Raw genomic sequence first — 19663 nt, forward strand, 5'->3', positions numbered from 1 at the left:
AGTAACATTTTAGTCAATTATGTTACTTACTAAAAGATACACTATTACATATGATATTAACGATACAAGACACGACCATAGGCGGTGATCTATTAAATGAAATAGAAATCGCTGTACAAAACGAAAGAACTACGGTAAAGGAAATCATTATGAGTCGGGTAGCGGCAGAGGTAAACAGTTATAACGATAAACTACCTGAGTATTTTAAAGGACTCGTACAACCTTCTGAGGCAGAAAAAACACTCAATGGATTTAAGCTAAAAACCAGAAAGAAAATAGATGCAGAACAGCAAGCATATATCGCTCTGGAAGCTTTTCAGCAGAATGGTTTTTTTGTACTTATCGATGATCAGCAAGCAGAGGACTTGGATCAGGAAGTATTGGTAGCAAAAGATACGAGCGTGAGTTTTGTGAAGTTAACAGCATTAGTAGGAGGATAGTATGGGGATCAAAGAAAGTTTTGGCAAGCTTTTTAGAAAAGAAGCAGCAGGATATACCAAAAATCCAGTGTTTGAGGAGCTATTGGATAATTTGATGAATGAGGCTTATGAAAAAAATCAATATGGTAGTTATGTAATGTTAACCTCTTTTAGTAAACTTAATAGCTATCAAACAATTAAATCCAAGAGTTCGGCTATTAAAAAACAATTGACATTATATCTTATCAACCCCATTAACAACTATGTAACGAAAGCAAAAAAACAGAATAGCTACAGTAGTAATGATGTGGCTTGGAGAAAACGATATGTGTATTCTGAATTGTTTCAGTTATTGATGAGGAGTAATCTGGGTTTTACGGAAGAGGATATTATCAGATTATTGAAAGACTATAAGACTTCAGACGAAGCTAATGTAAAGAAATTTGTGGATTGGCCCATTGGTTTTACGGTCCAGCAAATAGAAAGAATTGTTAAAAAAGAAGGGCTAACAACATCGTTTGGAGTTTTTCTGAAAGAGGTGTTGACCTGGCCACAATTAAAACAAACCAAATATTATTATGGTACCGATCTGGAAAAAGTACGTGTTAAGATCGAAAAAATACTTTTTGAAGGAGCTAATGAAGAAGGAAGAACGCCACCTTATGCCTTGCCAGATGATCGACTAGCAGCGGTAATAAATCCAGAGATCACAGAGCTATCATCAGAGGATCGGGATCATTGGTATGCGCTGTTTCATTTGTTTGCTAAAGTAACAGGCTCTAAACCTTCTCAGAAATTCAGCAAAAGCAGTAGTCAACTTGTTGATCAAATAGGGATACCATCCTATAAATCTAGGGTACATACTTGGTTAGAATTTGCAGTAAGTCTTAAAGAAATAGAAAAGCAACATTCACATACGTATGATAATGGTCATGTATATAACTACAGTAGTTATGAGTTTGTACATGAAAAAAACCTACTCTTCCTAAAAGGACTGGTATGGAGTATGGCGAAGTTTCATGATTCTAAAACGCTGGATCTGGTTGCTAAATTAACGGACAGATCTTTTAAAAAGATTCCTGGGGTTGGACCGACTGCTGCCGGAGTAGGGAATGCTTGTATTTACGTATTGGGAAATACCCGCGGATTAGAAGGGATCAGTCATTTATCTAGATTGAAGCTAAAGATAAAGCAGAATAATACGAAGAAGTTAATAGAAAAATACATTGAAACTTCTTCAGAAAAACTCGGGGTTTCTACTGCAGAAGTAGAGGAATTATCCATTCCGGATTTTGGACTAACACTTGGGGCAAAAAGCTATATGTTTGATGAATATACCCTTCAACTTACTATCGAAGGTTTAGGGAAAGTAGCATTAAGCTGGATCAAACCCGATGGGAAAACCCAGAAATCAGTTCCTTCTTTTGTCAAAGATTCTGCAAAACATAAACTACTGCTCAAAAAAGCAAAAGATGATGTAGCACAAATAAAAAAATACAGTTCTGCACAACGGGATCGCATCGATCGTTCGTATCTGCATGATCGAGTTTGGACCTATGAGAGCTTCGAAAAGTTTTATCATAACCATGGTTTGGTAAGTTATATATCGAGGGACCTGATATGGCAGTTCGAATTAGATGGAACGTATCAGTCTGCCTTATATCATGAGGATCAGTGGACGGATGTTCAAGGAACCGCTATTAATACGATCACTAATGAGACAAAAGTGCGATTATGGCATCCTATTTATGTAAGCATAGAAGAGGTAGTTGCTTGGCGTAATCGATTAGAAAACTTAGAGATTAAGCAAACATTAAAACAAGCCTACAGAGAGGTATATATTCTTACGGATGCAGAGATTACTACAAAAACGTATAGTAACCGTATGGCTGCTCACTTATTGAAACAACATCAGTTTAATGCGCTGACAGCAATCAGAGGATGGCGCTATTCGTTATTAGGATGTTATGATGATGGTCGAGATGGAGAAGTAGCCAAAATTCCTATAAAAACTCACGGATTAGAAGCGCAGTTTTGGATTAATGAAATTTATGCAGATGATGCCTTTAATGATGCTGGTATTTGGGATTATGTTGCTACAGATCAGGTACGATTTATAGATACTACCAAAGATGAAGTTGTAGATCTAATCGATGTGGATAAGATTGTTTTTTCCGAGATTATGAGAGATGTAGATCTCTTTGTAGGAGTTGCTAGTGTGGGTAATGATCCAGAATGGAGAGATAACGGTGGATTACCACAGTATCGTGATTATTGGACTAGTTTTTCTTTTGGAGAGCTTACAGAAGTTGCAAAAACCAGAAAGGATATTTTAGAAAAGATTGTTCCTCGCCTTAAAATCAATAAGGTTGCCAGTATTGAGGGCAAGTTTCTACGTATAAAAGGAACCAAGAGAACCTATAAAATTCATATCGGTAGTACCAATATTCTCATGGAGCCTAATGACCAATATTTATGTATTGTACCCGCAAGAGGTAAGGACAAAAATACAGATAACATATTTTTACCTTTTGAAGGTGATAAGGGATTATCAGTAGTACTCAGTAAAGCATTCTTACTAGCAGAAGATGATAAGATCACGGATACTACTATTTTGAGTCAGATAAGAAGATAAGAGGAGGTTAAAAACGATTAAGGTATGATACCAATAGCTTTACTGATAGGGATTTTAGTGTTTTTGGGCGCAAGTTCTAGAAACCCCAGATCCACTAAAAGATTTAAAAGACGGTATAAAAAGAAAGATAAGTAATAGGATGCTGTAGGTATTTAAAAGTAACATATAATAGGATGATTATATTAAGAAAATGGTGGTTACGGTGTATCGTTAGTTTGGTATTAGCAGCAATAGTATCAGAGATACTTTTTTTACTAGTAGGTTTTAGAATCAATAGTTTTATACTAGGATTAGGACTATATATAACGGTTAGTATTATCTATGGATTTATGATCATGGGAACTGGTAAAAAACAAAAATGATAGGTTCGTTTATTTTTTTAGAGTATTTAAAATAAAAGCGTGATCAAGCAATCAAAACACCTCCCGGTCTTCGACCGCCCTCCTCAAGGAGGGAATCTCAACTTTATGAAAAAAAGAAAAATAATTCCATATAATCCTAAATTAACTGAGTATGCTCGTCAACATAGAAACAATAGTACTAAATCTGAAATTTTACTATGGCAAAAGTTAAAGAGAAAACAAATGTACGGGTATGATTTTCATAGACAAAAACCTATTGATAATTATATTCTGGATTTCTTTTGTTATGAGTTGATGTTAGGAATAGAGGCGGATGGGTATTCCCACCAATTGATAGAGGTACAACAAAAAGATACGAGGAAAGAGAAAAGAATGAATCAATTGGGAATCACTGTACTTAGGTTTACGGATCAGCAAATTTTTAATGATATGTTTAATGTGTTATTGGTTATTGAAGATTTTATCCAAAAACATGAAGCAAATAATTCCCCTCATGAGAAATAAGGATGCTTACCGAATAGGTAAGGGCGTTAAAGTATGAGCAAACAATTCCCCTCTTGAGAGGGGCTAGGGGTGTGTTAGATATGAGTAAGCTAATTTTTATGTTTGTGTGAATAACACACCCAAGTACTTCTAATCCAGTAAACTGAATTGAAGTGCTATCCCTCTCGAGAGGGAAAGAGTTTAGATCAGCAAGTATACAATGATATGTTTAACGTACTATTGGTTATTGAAGATTTTATCCAAAAACATGAAGCAAATAATTCCCCTCATGAGAAATAAGGATGCTTACCGAATAGGTAAGGGCGTTAAAGTATGAGCAAACAATTCCCCTCTTGAGAGGGGCTAGGGGTGTGTTAGATATGAGTAAGCTAATTTTTATGTTTGTGTGAATAACACACCCAAGTACTTCTAATCCAGTAAACTGAATTGAAGTGCTATCCCTCTCGAGAGGGAAAGAGTTTAGATCAGCAAGTATACAATGATATGTTTAACGTACTATTGGTTATTGAAGATTTTATCCAAAAAGATGAAGCAAACAATTCCCTTCTTGAGACCTGTGCTGAGCCCTTCGATAAACTCAGGACAGGCTCTGTCGAAGTAGGGGTTAGGCTTGCCTGCCAAATCGGTAGGGGTGTGTTAGATATGAGTAAGCTATTTTTTATGTTTGGGTGAATAACACACCCAAGTACTTTTATCCAGTATACTGAATTGAAGTGCTATCCTCCTCCATAGGTGGACAGGTTCTCTATAGAGAAAGAGTTTAGATAAACTATATTGTTGTATTAAAAATAAAAATTTGTTTGATTAATGATATCCGAAAATTGGCTTTTTAGTATTGTTTTGATTGTTATTCTCGTATATATTATACTAGAATGGTATGGATTTTATAGAATACAATATCATTGCCCAAAATGTGATGCTAGAGGAAAAGATATAAAAAAAGTGGGTAAGGAAGATTTTGGTAGAAGTATCAAAAATCATAATGTTGTTAATTCCAGAAGCATTTATGTGTGTAAAAAATGTAGTTATAGCTGGACTGTTAGTAGTTCAAGAAATACAAGAAAAAAGTAATCACTAGTATTCATCTCTAAATACTATTAGATTTTAACTTTTTCTTAATAATAGTCATCGTAAAAAGCCTAAAACCCACTACCATAAGTGGGGAGGGGTACTTATATAAGTGGGTGTCTGAGTAGCAAAGCATCACTTGGGGTACTTGTACTAGTGGGTAAAAGTACCTAAAAGCTTCTCTTGGGGTAGTGCCAACAGTGGGTAGGGGTACTCTAAACAGGAGTGTTACCTGTGTCAGAGCTAGGATGCACTTGTGTTTGACACAGGACTAGCCTATATCAGAAGTAGGGAGAGGGGACTAAAGAAGTAGGTATGGGGTACCTCTTAAGTACCCCTTTGAGGAGCGTAGACTGTTAATTTTTTAACTACTGTAATTGGACTTCTATTATACAGATGCTTAGTTTACTGAAGAGTTATCTAACCCTGAGGCTCTCGAAGGGTGATTCAAGGTGAACCGGACTTCGACTACGCTCAGCTCTCGTATGAGAATACATTCGAACCCTGAGGCTCTCGAAGGGTGATTCCAGGTGAACCGGACTTCGACTACGCTCAGCCCTCGTATGAGAATACATTCGAGCCCTGAGGCTCTCGAAGGGTGATTCTAGGTGAACCGGACTTCGACTACGCTCAGCCCTCGTATGAGAATACATTCGAACCCTGAGGCTCTCGAAGGGTGATTCTAGGTGAACCGGACTTCGACTACGCTCAGCCCTCGTATGAGAATACATTCGAACCCTGAGGCTCTCGAAGGGTGATTCCATGTGAACCGGACTTCGACTACACTCAGCCCTCGAATGAGAATACATTCGAATCCTAAGGCTCTCGAAGGGTGATTCTAGGTGAACCGGACTTCGACTACGCTCAACCCTCGGATGAGAATACATTCGAACCCTGAGGCTCTCGAAGGGTGAGCGCGGTCGAAGCTTACAACCCTCTGTTTTACACCCTTGCTACCCTTGCTATAGTATGTATATTTACCTTTTCTTGTTTCCCTTTTAGTAAAACACTTCCTAAGAATGTAGAAGATAAGTGAGTGTTTATGGTAAGGTCTTGTAGTAATTTTTCTGAAATAAGGAGTTTTACCTTGTGGTTATTGCATTCTGCCTGAATGCGAGCAGATGTATTAATCACATCACCGTGATATGCTATTTCTTTTTTGATGACACCTACTTCGGTTACCATTAATTTACCACCGTGTAATCCTGCTTTAAATTCAGGAATTATTCCATATTTTTCTTGGTAGTAATTGGCTTTGCTCTGTTTTTTCTGTTGAAATGCAAAAAATAAGTCCACACAGTTATTATTAGCTAACCCTTTTTTATACGGCCAGCTTAATACCGCTTCATCTCCAACATATTGATAAATTTCTGCATCGTGTTTAGGAACTACTGTATTAAGATCATAAAAACAATCTTGTATAAATTGACTGTATTTAAAATGACCTAATTTTTCTGCGATAGTAGTAGAGTCTTTTAGATCCAAGAACATAAAGATTCGTTTCTCTTCCTGCGGTTTTTTGTATTTGCCTAATAGCATTTTTATAAATACACCTTTACCAAACTTTTCTGTAGCGATTTTTATAAATGAAAACACAAAAGAAATCATAACGATATATACTATGGTAGCCCAAAATGCTTTACTTTCTTTCCACCAACCTCTTTCTGTATTCAGATTTATATTATGAAGATCAGAAAATATATCCATTATTAAGGTAAAGATCATAACTGTAGTTATGAAATATAACAGCGTTCTGATAATCAGATTATAGACCAGTGATATTTTATTGGAAGTATATTTATCAAAAATAAAATCAATACTTGCATATACAATTCCGATTAATACACCAATACTCAAAAAGCCTCCTAAAGCGTGGAGTGTACCTTGATACCCTCTATATTGTTCAATAACAGTAACACCTTCTTCTTCATCAAGCCCGAAGTATCTGAATATAGAGAAAAGTCCCATAGCGATACACCAGAAGAGTACCGATTGCCATAACAGTTGCCAATATTTTTTTAAACTTCGTTTCATTTATATGGATGCTGATATCGTAAAATAAACTTAATTATTTTAGTCATATATAGATTTATTGACTTTTAACTAAAAATGTTAAGGAAATATAACTTATAATTCAATAATATCTTAAACTCTTGTGTTTACTAGTTAAGATTGTATAAGAATAAGTTTGATCATATGATACTTATTTTAATCGTTCATTTTAGAGATTCATATGATTTAAATTAAGTATCTTCCTGTAAAACTTAATATAACTAAAAATTAGATCAACTATGAAAAAACTATTTACTTTCATTATAGCTACACTACTACTATCCATAAACACGCATGGACAATCACCAGAAAAGGTGAACTATCAAGCGATGGTGAGAGGTACAGGAGACACTCCTTTAGTAAATACAATAATAGGGTTACAAATAAGCGTTTTACAAGGTTCTACTTCTGGGTCTCCAGTATATATAGAAACACAAACACCCACTACCAATGCTTATGGAGTAATAGCTATAGAAATTGGTGGAGGGACACCCATTGTCGGAAGTTTTGCTGCAATAGATTGGTCTAATGGCCCCTATTTTTTAAAAACAGAAATTGATATTGCTGGCGGCACAAATTATACTGTAACAGGAACGAGTCAGCTATTAAGTGTTCCTTATGCACAACATGCAAAGACAGCTGCTAATACTAAACCTACCACGATACTTTATGGAAATGGTTTTGTGATTTCTGCGATTCCTGCAAATGCCCCTCAGTTTGTGTTTTTTAATGCCAGAGTAGGTGCAGGTAAAGAACCTGAATGTCAGTTTGCAGTTACAAGAAGTGGAACAGTAAAGAATTTTATGATATCACTAGCAAGGAATACTATTGATCCTGGATCTGAGGTAACAGTAACATTTCGTGTGAATGGTACAGATACAGCATTCTCTAAAGTTATTACTAGTTCAGATCCAATAGGTACAGTGATTAGTGATCTTGTTACTACGGTAGATGTAAATCAAGGAGATTTATTGTCATTTTCGTATTCAACTCCCATAGATCCAGGTGCAGGTACTTTTATAAATATTACCTGCGAGTTAGAATAAATTATATAAATGCAGTTAAAAAGTGATGATTATATCAAGTTTTATATAGTGTATATCATGGAGTGTTAATTTCTGGGCCTATCAATTTGGTAGGCCTAAAACTTGCCAAAGTATCTCATCAGGTGAAAGCTAAAGGTATAAGAATAATTTTGACACTCATTGACTGTAGTCTGCATGATCGATGGCATAGTGATAAAGACAGTAACGATCACTGAGATCTTATACTGAGCCTGTCAAAAAACACTCGAAAGTGGGGCAAAAATACACAGTTGTGTAAAAAATACACACTTTTATTTTTTGGCATTATTCTTAAAACCTTGGTATTCAATAATGTTTATAAACGGTATCAATTTTGGTTATCCAGAGAGGTACTAAAAACATACTATGGAGCTATCAAAATCTTTAGAGATTACAGAAACACCAATTATGACCAACGCATTTGGTCATCGCTTAAAGAGTAGCATAGGCAATGCTTCTTCTTCTTTTATTTTGCTAGGAACATTTCTATTGTTGTTTGGTGCTGCATCATTATTCTATTTTTTACAACCATATTTTGAAGAAATTCATTTAGAAAGAATGAATACGGTTTGGGGAATTAGTTTGATGGTAGCTGGTATTTCTTTGTTATTGATTAAAGTTAGTTTTTTAGCCTATATTTTATATTTATATCTACGTTATAAAACGATCGATACAGTGTCTGATCAAGAATTACCTTTGTGTACAGTAATTGTTCCTGCTTATAATGAAGGAGAATTAGTATATAAAACACTTCATAGCCTAGCCGAAAGTGACTATCCGATCGAGAAATTACAGATTATTTCTATTGATGATGGCAGTCAGGATGATACTTGGCAATGGATGAAAAAAGCAAAAAGCGAATTAGGCAGTCGTGTTTCGATCTATCAACAACCAGAGAATAGAGGAAAAAGACATGCATTATACAGAGGGTTTAACCTTGGTACGGGCGATGTGTTTGTTACAGTGGATAGCGATTCTATAGTAAAAAAAGATACGCTACGTGTTATGACTTCTCCGTTTGTAACTAATGAGGAGTGTGGAGCAGTAGCTGGCAATGTACGTGTATTAAATAGAGATAAAGCATTGATCCCAAGAATGCTTAATGTTAGTTTTGCTTTTAGTTTTGAGTTCATTCGTTCTGCACAGAGTGCATTAGGTTCGGTACTATGTACACCAGGCGCTTTATCGGCGTATCGTAGAGAAGCGATTATGAACTGCCGAGCAGCTTGGATTACACAAACATTTATGGGGCAAGTTTCTAAAATAGGCGAAGACCGCGCCATGACAAATATGATCCTAAAACAAGGATATAAAGTATTATTCCAACGTAAAGCATACGTGTATACGAACTGTCCGGAACGCTATAAGAATTTATATAAAATGTTTATCCGTTGGGAACGAAGTAACATTCGAGAGAATCTTGCGATGAGCAAATTTGCATTTAGTAATTTTAGAGAAGGATCTAAAAATGGTACAAGAATTCTGTTATTAAACCAATGGTTAAAAATGACAATGGCATATCCTGCTACCTTATTAATGTTATTTTTTGTTTTTACATATCCAGTTTTGTTCTTTAGTTCTACACTAGTGAGTATTTTATTCTTTTCTAGTATTCAAGCATTTTTCTACGCTAAGAAACATAGTTTATCTGAATCCCTTTGGGCGTATCCGTATAGTATATTTTATGCTTTTACATTATTCTGGATCACTCCATATGCCATCGCAACAGCAGGAAGAAGCGGTTGGCTTACTCGTGACCTAACTAAAAAAGAATTAGAAGAACAACAACAAGTAGTTCCTGTATCCTAAACATATTAATTACCCTTTTATTTTGATTAACCAATCTGTTTATTTCCGTTTCAGGGTTCTGAAAATTTTACCCCCAATAAGTTTTTAGACCCTGAGGAGATATGCATATTATTCTTAATGAGATATTTTAAATAGTAACACCAAACTCAACTATATTTTTTTGCTTATCAAATTAACTATGATAACCAACCTACTAAAAACTCTTCCTTTCCCAAATTAGGAAGAGTTTTGCTATGTATACCGAAGGCATATTATAGCCATCTTTTCAGATGCTTTTCCATATACTTTGTGGTCTGGTTTTTTCTAGATCAGAAGGCTGTTTTTGGGTAAAAAAAACGCATACATATCATTATTATATGAGTAGTTTTTATCGTATATTTAGTAGACATATAAATCTTAAAATCATATCGATATGGAATTTATGGAAATTAAAGATAAGGAAGGTAAATTACACTATATCAATCCTGATCATATATCGGCTATTACGGAAGTTAATGGTCATTGTAAAATTAATTTAATGGGGCAGGATTATATTTTGACAGGAGAAAATCTAGAAACTGTGAAGCTACATTTAATGTCTTTTAAGCATTATTAGTTCTGTTAGTTTTCAATCCGTTATCTTTTTTAAAACTATCATCAAGCGATTAATTTTTTAGTTAGCTTCAAAGTACTATATAAAAACCTCTCCTTTTGTAAGTATCATAACATGCTTCTTGCATATGTCTATAAGTGCCATATAGGCTTGACCAATTTTTATTTTCTCAATTGAATGTCTCAATTATTATGATAGAATAATCACGTATTTATACTCATGAATTTACGTGGAATTCTCCCTATTTTTATACAAAGCTCATTATAAGTTTATAAGGAGAATTAATTGTATTAATAGTAGCGTCTATTTTATACAATTTCACGCAATAGTAAACGAATGTTCTTTTTATAAGAATACTTAAAAACACACTTTAGACATGGCTGATTCAACTCAAGAAAGTAGTAACGCATTAGATAGTTTCGATAATGTGGTCGTACTAATGCTAGAAAACCGATCCTTTGATAATTTACTAGGTAACCTTTATATAGACGGAGTACCTGAGGGTAAAACTTTTGAAGGTTTACAAAATTATCCTAATGAAATGCCAGTGCCTCCAAGGGCAGTTGATTATGATACACATAAAACTGTTCCGATACAAACTGCTCAGGATTTTCACCAACCTTTTCCGGATCCAGGAGAAGTATATCAGCATATAAATACTCAGCTATATAATTTTGTGAACCAGGATAATATAAATATTCCGGAACAAGATATGGTATCTCCTTATAATATTCCTAATCCAATCCCTCCGGATAATAAGCAAATGTTGGGCTTTGTGAATGATTACATTAACAGATTACAAGCGTTGGATAATAAAAAATACCCTCAGTTTGATAAAGCTACTTTTGATTTGTATAAGGTAATTATGCAAGTTTATATGCCTTCTCAGGTAAGTGTTCTTTCTACATTGGCAAAAGAATTTGCAGTATTTGATCATTGGTTTTGTTCAGTGCCCAGTCAGACTTGGTGTAATAGGGCTTTCTGGCACGCAGCAACTTCTGGTGGACAAGTAATTAATCCAGGAGAAGATAAAGGTATTATAGGAAATATAGAAGGTATGAAAGACTGGATTGAAAATGTCTGGTCTCAGAAAACCTTGTTTGAACTTATGGAAGATGCTAAAGTAAGTCATGGCATTTATACAGAAAACCCGGTTTCTCTTACTACTATTGTAAATGGACCTTTTAAAAATGAAAATGTAATTCATACTGGAGATGAACTTTCTGAATTTAAAGAGCACGTAGCGAATGGATCATTACCTCAGTATACATTTATTGAACCTAAGTTTTTTGGACAACATAATGATCAACATCCTTCTTCTCTTTCTGGTTTAATTGATGGGCCTACAAAAGTTGGTTCTGTACTTTTAGGAGAAAACTTGATTTGGGATGTGTATAATACGATTTTCATGAATGATACCTATAAAAACAATACCTTATTGATTATTACTCATGATGAACACGGAGGTTGTTTTGATCATGTGATTCCAGGACCTGCTATTCCTCCGGTTAAAGGAATGAAAGGACAAAAAGATTTTACTTTTGATAGACTTGGTGTTCGGGTTCCTATGGTAATGGTGTCTGCACATATTGCTCAGAATACTATTATGAATGATGTGTTTGATCATACTTCTTTTATTCGTACTATGTGTAAGAAATGGAATATGCCACATTTAACTGACAGAGATAAAAATGCTAAAAGTTTTGAGCAAGTTTTCAGCAGTTCAACAAGAAGTTTCCCTGTTATAGAAAAGCATGTAATTCCAGCAGTAGAAGAAAGTATCTATCATAAGGATGATTTGAATGATCTACAAAAATCAATTTTGTTAGGAGCTTCTTTCCTTGCAAAACGCAATTGTGAGGGATCATCACAAGAAGTTGATATCGATAGAGCAAAACAGATCTCGACAGTAGGTGACGCAATAAGTTTTTTAAAAGGAATAAAAGACTTGATATAAACCTGAATTCGACGTAAGAAAATATATGAAAACAAACTAAGAAACTGAAAATTAGTTCTTTTTAGTTTCCTCTCCCTCTGGGAGAGGATTAAGGTAAGGGTTTTTGATGTGAAAACCCTTTTCTTAACTCCAACGCTCCTTCCCGCCCATCGCTATGCGCTGTCGTCCAAGGAGAAGGGACTTGATTAGGTCTTAAGGTACTGAATAATAGTTGTTATTATATCGAATTCACGTTATAAATAGTGGTATTGATATCATTTTTTTTTGAATATTGAAATGAAGTTCACCTGGCAGTGAAAGAAGTGAAATTATGTTATTAATTACGAATCTTATATTTGTAATACCAACTAACCAATCTCATCTTTTATGAAAAATAGTATACTCTTTTTTCTTTTGCTACTTGCAATAAACGTGCAAGCCCAGTTAGAAGATTGTTCGGCTTGTGATACGATATCATATACATCAAAAGATATTTCAAAAAATAGTTTATATGACCTCCAATTGCTACGGAATGAGATTTTTGCAAGGCATCAGTATATTTTTAAAGATGAACGTTTGTTAGAATATTTTCAGGAATATTTGTGGTATCAACCTGATTATAACAATCCCGCAGAAGTACATCTGAACTCGATAGAGAATTCAAATATTACACTCTTTAAAAAAGCAGAGGGAAGTATTAAAAAGAAAAGGCAAAGATTATTCAGTGAATTAAGTGAGTTAAAAAGAGTGCTGAAACAAAAAGATACGATTACCATTAGTCTTTTTATGAACAATGCACTAGAAAAACAAGAAAACCTAGATGGTGTTATTAATGAGTTAAATACGATCTTTTCTAAAATAGAACTTAGAGATGTTAACTGGTATAGAGATACTGCTATTTATAGCGTATCAATAGATAATGGATTTTTAATTCGTAAAACAGAACTGCGTATTGATGGCGATGATGTTAGGCTGAGTACCGGAGATTTAACACATTCAGAAATTATGAAAGAGCCATTTAAATATGGGAGTAATTACTATTCTGAGAGCGAATACAGCTCTATCTGGATTTTTAAATTTGATGGACAGCAATTGAGGCTAGTGGAACATATTGTTGCTGGTTGATTAAATTACGATACTAAAATTCTCAGAATTGATGATTCCCAATGGTTTCAAAAAAAGATTTTCGATACGTATTTCCAATAGGTAATTCTTGATTTTTAATCCAGATAGTATCGTTGTCAATTTTATCAATGTGTTTTATGGAGATAATATAGGATTTATGTATTTGTATAAAACTGGAAGCGGGTAAAGTCTCTTTAAAATGTTTTAATGTATTATAGGTGATGATTTGTTGATCATGTAGATGTATCGCTATATAGTTTTTAAGACTTTCTATGTATCTAATATCTTTTAGAAACACCTTTGCGTACTTGTTCTTTCCATCTGTCTTAAAAAAGAAAAAATCATCTGTATGATCACTACTTATGGGAATATCTGTAGTATGAATTTCTTTTATTTTTGATACGGCTTTATAAAAACGTTCAAACTCTATAGGCTTTAATAAATAATCTATTGCAGCTACCTCATAGCTGTCTAAAGCAAATTGAGGATAGGCTGTACTAAAAATGATTTTGGTTTTTTTATCAATGATTTTCGAAAGCTGTATCCCAGTGATTTCTGGCATTTGTATATCCAATAAAACTAGATCAATGGATTCACTTTCTAAATATTTTAATCCTTCTAAAGGATTTGTAAAAGTGTTCTTTAGTTCTAAAAAAGAAACCTTGGTGATATACTTCTCTAATAACCGAATAGCTGCCGGTTCGTCATCAATGATTACACACGTAAATAGATTATTCATTATAAGAGAATTATACGCTTAGAGCGTAAGTTTTAAATAGGCCTCAAATTGGTTTTCACTTTTTTGATGCTCTAAAATAAAATTATCCTTGTAGATAACCTCAAGTCTTTGCCTAATATTTTTGGTTCCAATACCGGGTTCTGTATAGATCTCTGAGGTATTGATATAATTTTTAGTCCTTAATTCTAATATAGTATCATGGACTGTTAGCGTTATACTAGCTGGACGGTTCTTATCATTTATAATACCGTGTTTACAGACATTCTCTACAAAGTGTATTAATATAAGTGATGGTATTTTTTGAGTATGTATAAATCCATCAATATGCAGTAGTACATGAAAATTATCTTCATATCTACGCTTAAAGAAATATAGATAATCTTCAATAAAGGCTAATTCTTTATTTAAATCAGCCAGATCATCATTGGTTTCATAGGTAACGTATCTTAATAACTTTGATAGTTTTAGAATATCACTAGCAGTTTTTGGTTTATCATCATATAATTCTTCGTAAAAATTATTTAATGTATTGAATAAAAAGTGTGGACTTATTTGTGATTTTAGAACAGAGAGCTTCGCTTTTTCGTGTTCGATCTGTAAATGATGTATCTCTTCTTTATTCTCATTATATCTAAAAAATAAGCATATAACAGCACTTACCAGGCAAACTCTTAGTGTATAATAAAATGAATCAAAAGAGTAATTGAGGACAAGTTCTGATACTGGAATTCCAAAGAAGTAATTATGTATTCCTATAATATTATATAATATAATTTCTTCTAGCAGAAATCGTATTCCCGCGAATAAAACTATCATCGCGATAAAAGAAAAGAAGTAGTGCATATACTTTTTCTTAAATAAAAATCGAGGTACACTGTATATATAGTTTACAGCATAGACAATTAGCAATGAAATTGTAAATGTCGTTTTAAATAAAAATAAACCAAGGCTCGAAGAAAAAATAGCTTTATCAGCAATTATATAATCACCAAGAACATCTAAAATTAGTATCGTTATTATAATCAGTACGTTGTAAAGAAATTCCTTTTTTGTATTCATAGATCAAAAGTACTTCGAAAATTGTATTGTTTTTTAGAATTAATACGACTCCTTGTTTTTATGGGATGAATTATTGGTTTGGTACAACAAATACTATTGTTTTATAATATGTCTTATTCATATAATGATCATATATGTTGGTGTAAAATTTATATAGGACATAGGATAAGACGATAACATTGTATAGAATTTAATAAATAACATATAATGAAATACAGTCTATTATTACTCGCTAGTATCAGTATTGGTCTTTTTACAACCAAAACAACCGCTCAAAAAGTATCTAAGGAAAATGAAGGAATCCTGAAACCATATGCAAGCTATTATCCAAAACAGAAAACAAAAGTTCTGGTGGTGGGTACCTTTCATTTTTCATATCCAGGTTTGGATTATACCAAAACCAATGAAGATGATAAAATTGATGTTCTAAAAGAACCTAAAAAGTCAGAAGTAGCCGCATTAGTAGCATATATAAAGAAGTTCAAACCAACAAAAGTGGCTATAGAAGCAAAAGAAGATTGGGGAATGGATAAAAAATATGAAGAATATAAGGCAGGAAAACATAGAGATGTTAGAAATGAAAGTTATCAATTAGGAATGCGTATAGCAAATGACCTTAACCATGATAAGATATATTCTATAGATGCTAAAACCTTTAGCTCAGAATTAGAGGAAAAGTATCCAAAGATGATGAAGGAACTAACAGAAGAGTATGATTTTAAGTCAGAAGATCCTTATACAAAGATGGTTCAGAAGTCATTTGATGAATCCACTAAATTCCCTTCTAAAGTAAAGATCCTAGACTATATTAAATACATGAATACTATCGAAGGACATAGAAACAATTATGGCGCTTATTTAGTTGGTGATTTTAAGTTGAATGACAATAGAGGTGCAGATTTTTTATCAGTTTGGTGGTACAATAGAAACCTGAGGATATTTAGAAAAATTCAAGAGATAGATCAAACTAAAGAAGATAGAATACTGGTAATTGTAGGTAACGGACATGCGTCTGTATTAAGACATATGATTGAGTATTCTCCTGAGTATGATTTTATAGAGTTTAGTAGTTTGTAAATCTTACAATCTCAAAAAAATCTTATAATTACGATCATTCTTAACTTGTTTCAAAGACTCATTAATACTATACTTTAATGAGTCTTTGAAACAGGTTTAGGATGATATTTTCTTATACAATACTTTAGGCAAAATTAATTTCACCAATTAATCCACTATTTAACAGTAATAGCACTTTTCTTTAGCTTAATGATTCGTAATCGATCTAAGATTACCATTATAAAGTAGGTAGGATCAATCTCGTGCCATCTTACGCCACCAAAATTAGCTCTGCCGCTATGTTTATGATGGTTATTATGATAGCTTTCGCCCATCATTAAGAAATCAATTGGTAATAAGTTTTTAGAAGTATTATCAACCTTAAAATTTGTATATCCGATAATATGACCAAACCAATTAATAATAACTCCGTGTATTGGAGCCATAAAGAAAGCTACTGGTAGAAATAACCAATGCCACCATACGGTAGCAAAAAAGTAGAAAAACACAGTATATCCTAATCCCCATGCAATTCTAGAGAAATTAGAGCTAGCAAAAGCATCAAAAGATTTCCATTGAGGAGCATTTTTGGTGAATTTTGTATCCAGTGAAATTCTATTATTATTAATATCCTGGTAAATACTTTTAGTACGCCACATCATACTGAACATATTGCTATCATATTTAGGCGAATGCGGGTCTTTTTCTGTATCTACAAATGCATGATGCATGCGATGCATTACACCATATCCGTAGGCACTTAGGTAATTTGATCCTTGACAAATCCAAGTAAGAAAAAAACATGCTTTTTCAGTAAAATTAGACATGGTAAATGTTTGATGTGCTGCGTATCTATGTAAAAAGAAACTTTGAAAAAATAGACCTGTATACCATAATACAAGCATGAAAATTAGAATAGCCATTTTTTATTTATCGTTGAGTTCGTAATGATTTCGATTTCTGCGGATTCCTGTTAAATAAAATAATCTCCTTTTTAAGATTTTAATTTTAACGGAGCAAAAATACACATATATACTAGATGTATATTGTTATACTTTAGTTATATTTTTCATAATACGCGTTATTATGATATCAGTGAAAATACATCATCATTGATAGGAATGGTAACCAGAATCTTCTTAATTTTGGGAAACAACTTATATAACAAACCAATAAATATATGATACAATCCTATAAACAACGTCCAGATTTAGAAGATAATTATGATGCGATTATTATCGGATCTGGAATGGGAAGTCTCACTGTGGGAGCTATTTTGGCAAAAGAAGGGAAGAAGGTGCTTATACTAGAAAGTCATTATACAGCCGGCGGTTTCACACATATATTTAAACGTAAAGGGTATGAATGGGATGTTGGGATACATTATATTGGAGGAGTACAACAAGAAAATAGCCCTATAAGAAAGTTATTTGACTACGTGTCTGATAGCAAGTTAGAATGGGCCGATATGGGAGCGGTATATGATCGTATTATTATCGGTGATAAATCGTATGATTTTGTAAAAGGTGTTGAGAATTTTAGAAATAAAATGGTTCATTATTTCCCTAAAGAGGAAAAAGCAATTGATAGCTATATAGACTTGGTCTTTAAAGCGAATAAGGCTATGGGCTCTTTTTATAAAGAAAAGGCATTACCTGGTTTTTTACGTTTCTTAATAGGTAGATTCTTAAAAAACCCGTATTTAAAATATGCAGACCAAACTACATATCAGGTGCTTAGTGGACTCACGAGTAATCAGGAATTGATTAAAGTATTATCCGCTCAATATGGAGATTATGGGTTACCTCCTAAACAAAGTAGTTTTGCCATGCATGCTTCTGTAGCTAGACATTATTTTGGCGGTGGTAGTTTTCCTATTGGAGGGTCATCTAGAATTGTAGATACTATCGATCCTGTCATTGCTGCTGCTAATGGTACTATATTGATTAATGCAACTGTTGATGAAGTGATAATTGAAAAGGACAAAGCTAAAGGAGTGAGAATGATAGATGGTAAGGAGTTTTATGCAAATACAATTATAAGTGGAGCGGGTGTTTTTAATACTTTCCAAAAGTTAATTCCTGAAACTATAAGTAGTAAGTATAAACTACAAGAACAGCTTCAGAAAGTAAGACCTTCTGTATCTCATGCATGTTTATATATGGGATTTAAAAGTTCTCCAGAAGATTTAAAATTACCAAAAACTAATTTTTGGATTTATCCAGAGGATGTTGATCATGATACCTGCGTAGAACGATATTTAGAGGATCAAGATGCTCCTTTTCCTGTAGTGTATGTATCATTTCCTTCTGCTAAAGACCCTGATTGGTCTAATAGGTATCCAGGTCGTAGTACTATTGATATTATTACATTGGTTCCTTATGATACCGTTTCGCAATGGAAAGATACCAGATGGATGAAACGTGGAGAAGATTATGAAGCATGGAAGGAGAAGGTTTCTCAACGATTAATGAAGGAATTATTTAAGCAACTTCCGCATTTAGAAGGGCAAGTAGATCATTATGAGCTTTCTACACCATTGAGTACACAGCATTTTGTAAATTATGACAAAGGAGAAATCTATGGAATTGATCATACTCCTGAGCGTTTTCGCCAGAAGTTTCTACAACCTAGAACGCCAATAAAAGGACTGTATCTTACTGGACAGGATATTGTTACTGCTGGTGTTGGTGGAGCATTATTTGCAGGAGTTGTAACCGCATCCGCTGTTACTCGAACAAATTTTAAGGATAAGATTTTTGGATAGTTAAGGATTTAGAAAGCCTTTATTTATAATGGTTATATGGATGTTATTTAGGGAATAATATATAGATATTCTGTATCTTTAGAATTAACTCTTTAAATTTCAACGGAATGGCTACAAATGAGATTAGAAAAGAATACACAAATGGAGAACTTACTATTGTTTGGAAGCCCGGAAAATGTATTCATGCAGGGATTTGTGTTCAAAAATTACCTGAAGTGTATGATCCTAATGGAAAACCTTGGATTCAGCCAGAAAACGCGACCACAGAAAAATTAAAAAGCCAAATAACGCAATGTCCGTCTGGTGCATTGAGCTATTATATGAATACCGACTAGTGTTTTAGTTTTGTACATGATATATTATAAAAAAGAGGCTGTCTAAAAAGTAGTTTTCTCTGTCATTTCGATTTCTATGACGAAACCAAACGATTTTCAAATTTTTTATTTGATTTAATAATGGCAAAAATAAGATGAATA

17 protein-coding genes are annotated in these 19663 nt (G+C 33.5%); 13 read left to right on the plus strand and 4 right to left on the minus strand.

Features of this window, described 5'->3' with window-relative positions; genetic code table 11:
* Positions 1 to 50 precede the first annotated feature (50 nt).
* The 5 genes from Q0975_RS27890 to Q0975_RS27910 all read left to right on the plus strand — a co-directional run bounded on the left by Q0975_RS27890 (position 51) and on the right by Q0975_RS27910 (position 4991).
* Positions 51 to 440: a hypothetical protein gene (locus tag Q0975_RS27890; RefSeq protein WP_299444121.1), complete on the plus strand. Its 390-nt coding sequence runs from the start codon at positions 51 to 53 to the stop codon at positions 438 to 440.
* Between the two features lies 1 nt (position 441).
* Positions 442 to 3054, plus strand: coding sequence for a DUF4132 domain-containing protein (locus tag Q0975_RS27895; protein ID WP_299444124.1), 2613 nt, complete (start codon positions 442 to 444; stop codon positions 3052 to 3054).
* Between the two features lie 173 nt (positions 3055 to 3227).
* Positions 3228 to 3416 (plus strand): hypothetical protein, encoded by a 189-nt coding sequence (locus Q0975_RS27900; RefSeq protein ID WP_299444127.1) that lies wholly within the window; start codon positions 3228 to 3230, stop codon positions 3414 to 3416.
* Between the two features lie 105 nt (positions 3417 to 3521).
* Complete coding sequence (locus tag Q0975_RS27905; RefSeq protein ID WP_299444130.1) at positions 3522 to 3920, plus strand: endonuclease domain-containing protein; 399 nt, start codon at positions 3522 to 3524, stop codon at positions 3918 to 3920.
* An 807-nt stretch (positions 3921 to 4727) separates the two neighbouring features.
* Positions 4728 to 4991: a hypothetical protein gene (locus tag Q0975_RS27910; protein ID WP_299444133.1), complete on the plus strand. Its 264-nt coding sequence runs from the start codon at positions 4728 to 4730 to the stop codon at positions 4989 to 4991.
* Positions 4992 to 5930: 939 nt separating this feature from the next.
* Here the strand turns inward: Q0975_RS27910 and Q0975_RS27915 are convergent.
* Positions 5931 to 7022 carry an adenylate/guanylate cyclase domain-containing protein gene (locus Q0975_RS27915; protein ID WP_299444136.1) on the minus strand — a complete coding sequence of 364 codons (1092 nt, stop codon included), beginning with the start codon at positions 7020 to 7022 and terminating at the stop codon, positions 5931 to 5933.
* A 257-nt stretch (positions 7023 to 7279) separates the two neighbouring features.
* On the opposite strand from Q0975_RS27915, the gene Q0975_RS27920 reads away from it, so the two are divergent.
* From Q0975_RS27920 to Q0975_RS27940, 5 genes are all read left to right on the plus strand, one after another.
* A complete protein-coding gene (locus Q0975_RS27920) occupies positions 7280 to 8086 on the plus strand; it encodes a hypothetical protein (RefSeq protein WP_299444139.1) in 807 nt (268 codons plus the stop codon).
* A 426-nt stretch (positions 8087 to 8512) separates the two neighbouring features.
* Positions 8513 to 9913: a glycosyltransferase gene (locus Q0975_RS27925; RefSeq protein ID WP_299444168.1), complete on the plus strand. Its 1401-nt coding sequence runs from the start codon at positions 8513 to 8515 to the stop codon at positions 9911 to 9913.
* A gap of 412 nt (positions 9914 to 10325) precedes the next feature.
* Entirely contained in the window at positions 10326 to 10508 is a 183-nt protein-coding gene (locus Q0975_RS27930; RefSeq protein WP_299444142.1) for a hypothetical protein, read from the plus strand.
* Positions 10509 to 10881: 373 nt separating this feature from the next.
* The gene (locus tag Q0975_RS27935) at positions 10882 to 12462 is read left to right on the plus strand and encodes an alkaline phosphatase family protein (protein WP_299444145.1); all 1581 of its coding nucleotides are present in this window, start codon (positions 10882 to 10884) and stop codon (positions 12460 to 12462) included.
* A gap of 366 nt (positions 12463 to 12828) precedes the next feature.
* Positions 12829 to 13566, plus strand: coding sequence for a YARHG domain-containing protein (locus tag Q0975_RS27940; RefSeq protein ID WP_299444147.1), 738 nt, complete (start codon positions 12829 to 12831; stop codon positions 13564 to 13566).
* 22 nt (positions 13567 to 13588) lie between these two features.
* Here the strand turns inward: Q0975_RS27940 and Q0975_RS27945 are convergent, their stop codons facing one another.
* Both Q0975_RS27945 and Q0975_RS27950 read right to left on the minus strand, forming a co-directional pair.
* On the minus strand, positions 13589 to 14305 hold the full coding sequence (locus tag Q0975_RS27945; protein ID WP_299444150.1) for a LytTR family DNA-binding domain-containing protein: 717 nt from the start codon (positions 14303 to 14305) through the stop codon (positions 13589 to 13591).
* Between the two features lie 18 nt (positions 14306 to 14323).
* Positions 14324 to 15364 (minus strand): histidine kinase, encoded by a 1041-nt coding sequence (locus Q0975_RS27950; protein ID WP_299444153.1) that lies wholly within the window; start codon positions 15362 to 15364, stop codon positions 14324 to 14326.
* A 207-nt stretch (positions 15365 to 15571) separates the two neighbouring features.
* On the opposite strand from Q0975_RS27950, the gene Q0975_RS27955 reads away from it, so the two are divergent.
* Positions 15572 to 16441, plus strand: coding sequence for a DUF5694 domain-containing protein (locus Q0975_RS27955; protein WP_299444156.1), 870 nt, complete (start codon positions 15572 to 15574; stop codon positions 16439 to 16441).
* A gap of 155 nt (positions 16442 to 16596) precedes the next feature.
* Here the strand turns inward: Q0975_RS27955 and Q0975_RS27960 are convergent, their stop codons facing one another.
* A complete protein-coding gene (locus Q0975_RS27960; RefSeq protein WP_299444159.1) occupies positions 16597 to 17343 on the minus strand; it encodes an acyl-CoA desaturase in 747 nt (248 codons plus the stop codon).
* 257 nt (positions 17344 to 17600) lie between these two features.
* On the opposite strand from Q0975_RS27960, the gene Q0975_RS27965 reads away from it, so the two are divergent.
* Both Q0975_RS27965 and Q0975_RS27970 read left to right on the plus strand, forming a co-directional pair.
* On the plus strand, positions 17601 to 19187 hold the full coding sequence (locus tag Q0975_RS27965; RefSeq protein WP_299444162.1) for an NAD(P)/FAD-dependent oxidoreductase: 1587 nt from the start codon (positions 17601 to 17603) through the stop codon (positions 19185 to 19187).
* Between the two features lie 107 nt (positions 19188 to 19294).
* Complete coding sequence (locus Q0975_RS27970) at positions 19295 to 19522, plus strand: (4Fe-4S)-binding protein (RefSeq protein WP_299444165.1); 228 nt, start codon at positions 19295 to 19297, stop codon at positions 19520 to 19522.
* Positions 19523 to 19663 lie beyond the last annotated feature (141 nt).

It is taken from the genome of uncultured Aquimarina sp., from assembly GCF_947500065.1.
In the GTDB taxonomy this organism is placed as follows: Bacteria; Bacteroidota; Bacteroidia; order Flavobacteriales; family Flavobacteriaceae; genus Aquimarina.

What these genes read in the sequence shown, in the direction of transcription:
- Q0975_RS27920 (WP_299444139.1), top strand. Translation starts at nt 7,280, where the DNA reads ATGAAAAAACTATTTACTTTCATTATAGCTACACTACTACTATCCATA.
- Q0975_RS27910 (WP_299444133.1), top strand. Translation starts at nt 4,728, where the DNA reads ATGATATCCGAAAATTGGCTTTTTAGTATTGTTTTGATTGTTATTCTC.
- Q0975_RS27935 (WP_299444145.1), top strand. Translation starts at nt 10,882, where the DNA reads ATGGCTGATTCAACTCAAGAAAGTAGTAACGCATTAGATAGTTTCGAT.
- Q0975_RS27890 (WP_299444121.1), top strand. Translation starts at nt 51, where the DNA reads ATGATATTAACGATACAAGACACGACCATAGGCGGTGATCTATTAAAT.
- Q0975_RS27930 (WP_299444142.1), top strand. Translation starts at nt 10,326, where the DNA reads ATGGAATTTATGGAAATTAAAGATAAGGAAGGTAAATTACACTATATC.
- Q0975_RS27925 (WP_299444168.1), top strand. Translation starts at nt 8,513, where the DNA reads ATGACCAACGCATTTGGTCATCGCTTAAAGAGTAGCATAGGCAATGCT.
- Q0975_RS27960 (WP_299444159.1), bottom strand. Translation starts at nt 17,343, where the DNA reads ATGGCTATTCTAATTTTCATGCTTGTATTATGGTATACAGGTCTATTT.
- Q0975_RS27970 (WP_299444165.1), top strand. Translation starts at nt 19,295, where the DNA reads ATGGCTACAAATGAGATTAGAAAAGAATACACAAATGGAGAACTTACT.
- Q0975_RS27895 (WP_299444124.1), top strand. Translation starts at nt 442, where the DNA reads ATGGGGATCAAAGAAAGTTTTGGCAAGCTTTTTAGAAAAGAAGCAGCA.
- Q0975_RS27915 (WP_299444136.1), bottom strand. Translation starts at nt 7,022, where the DNA reads ATGAAACGAAGTTTAAAAAAATATTGGCAACTGTTATGGCAATCGGTA.
- Q0975_RS27900 (WP_299444127.1), top strand. Translation starts at nt 3,228, where the DNA reads ATGATTATATTAAGAAAATGGTGGTTACGGTGTATCGTTAGTTTGGTA.
- Q0975_RS27965 (WP_299444162.1), top strand. Translation starts at nt 17,601, where the DNA reads ATGATACAATCCTATAAACAACGTCCAGATTTAGAAGATAATTATGAT.
- Q0975_RS27905 (WP_299444130.1), top strand. Translation starts at nt 3,522, where the DNA reads ATGAAAAAAAGAAAAATAATTCCATATAATCCTAAATTAACTGAGTAT.
- Q0975_RS27955 (WP_299444156.1), top strand. Translation starts at nt 15,572, where the DNA reads ATGAAATACAGTCTATTATTACTCGCTAGTATCAGTATTGGTCTTTTT.
- Q0975_RS27945 (WP_299444150.1), bottom strand. Translation starts at nt 14,305, where the DNA reads ATGAATAATCTATTTACGTGTGTAATCATTGATGACGAACCGGCAGCT.
- Q0975_RS27950 (WP_299444153.1), bottom strand. Translation starts at nt 15,364, where the DNA reads ATGAATACAAAAAAGGAATTTCTTTACAACGTACTGATTATAATAACG.
- Q0975_RS27940 (WP_299444147.1), top strand. Translation starts at nt 12,829, where the DNA reads ATGAAAAATAGTATACTCTTTTTTCTTTTGCTACTTGCAATAAACGTG.